At 57.0% G+C, this 1,472-nt stretch carries 2 protein-coding genes; both read right to left on the bottom strand.

Annotated features, from left to right (window positions below; all coding sequences use genetic code 11):
• Positions 1–74: 74 nt before the first annotated feature.
• Positions 75–554 carry an ABC-three component system middle component 2 gene (locus AC5RWQ_RS30170; RefSeq protein ID WP_494285993.1) on the bottom strand — a complete coding sequence of 160 codons (480 nt, stop codon included), beginning with the start codon at positions 552–554 and terminating at the stop codon, positions 75–77.
• Positions 551–1,472: ABC-three component system protein (locus AC5RWQ_RS30165; protein ID WP_494285992.1), on the bottom strand; the 922-nt coding region annotated here is incomplete at its 5' end. The genes AC5RWQ_RS30170 and AC5RWQ_RS30165, both read right to left, overlap by 4 nt.

Here is a 1,472-nt window from a genome sequence, read left to right as displayed (position 1 = left end):
AATCCACAGACGCGGGTTCTACGTCAGCCCCCCCGACGAACGTCAGGTGCTTCAGCGTGAGTCTGTTCACGGAATCACACCTCCTCGTCTGATGGTCCGGGCCCTGCCTCAAGATGCCCTACGCCGCTGCTTAACGCTGCTCGAAGTTGGCCGCGCAAGTCTTGGCGCCCATCTATCGCTAGCTCCTCGGATACCCAGTCCGCACGGGTGCGCAGGTCGCTCGCATACTGAGTTTCGAGTAGGTCGACGAAGGCTTCTGCGTTCTCGCTCGCCTTGTATTCAACGCCAGACGTGGCTAGCCGCACCTCGACCAGGCCGGCTCTCATCATCATCCGTAGGCCATCCTCCATGAGAGCCCTCTTAGCCCCGATCTCGCCGACCCTCATGGGCAAGTTGGGGTGAAGACTAGGTGGCCCTCCCAAGTCTGCGCTGTGCAGCAAGCCGTGATCAAGGAGGATTAGTGCATCCAAATCGTATGATCGAGGGAAGATTGCAGTGAGGAGAATCAGGGCCCTGATGCCCACTTCTACAGAGCTGTTCAGCGGCCCACTCACGGCTGCCGCCCGGACCAACAAAGCCTGTCATTGTTGGCCAGCTGATGACAGATGCCCTTTCGTTCAATAGTCTCTAGGACCGTAATTAGGGCGTTTGCCGTGATTTGCAGTCCGGTAGCTGCGGCCAAGACGGCGTCAAGCCGATCATATCCGGAATAATGTCTTCCATCGTGCACGTCAACTACACCGTCGTAGATCTCATCTTGGAGCGCTTCAAAGGTGCTCGACAAGGTGTTATCGCGGGAGAAGACGCGAAGCCCCTCGGCGCTGTAGAAGGCAACTCTCTGGCGACGAATATGCACGCTTGCCTCGGGGTGGGCTAGCGCATCCGCAGTGCATGTGACGACGGGCCCGTGCCTCTCTTTATGCACCTCAACAAGCTGCTCTAGATAGCGCGCCTCGTGGGGCCGGGGGCTGTCAGGGGGTTGTTCCGCCTTCGGCTTCTTTGGCAGGCTCATACCGAACCTTGCGAAGTAGGCAGGCGTGTCCTTCAAGTCATCTACGATGTCATCAAGGTCCGCCATGTTGAAGACGCTGAAGTCGACGGTAGCGGCGTAGGCTTGAATCTGCGCTAGGAGCTGGTGATCAACGCCAACCGCGAGCGGCTTACCCTGTTGTATGTTCGCGAGAAAATCATCGCGGAACTTCGCAGGAGAGTTAATCAGCTTACTGAGGCTTCCGCTGCACCCCGATGGCGTAACAAAGCGGTAGCGACGAGGCAGCGTGTAGTAATCCTCAACGACCGATCGGAGGATCTTGAAAATTTCTTCTCTAGCTTGATTTGGCTGCAACGCGTTCTTATAGTATTTGCACTGATAGCAGTCCCAGTCGCTTTCGTAACCGTACTGGGTTACGAAAGCTGCGACGTCAACGCCCTTGTCATTTGCGCCGCCGACGCGTTCCACCTTTGCATATTTG

The sequence above is a fragment of the Micromonospora sp. BS32 genome, from assembly GCF_059089345.1.
The sequence above is the reverse complement of the archived record's forward strand: the minus strand, read 5'-3'. Positions and strand labels throughout refer to the sequence as shown.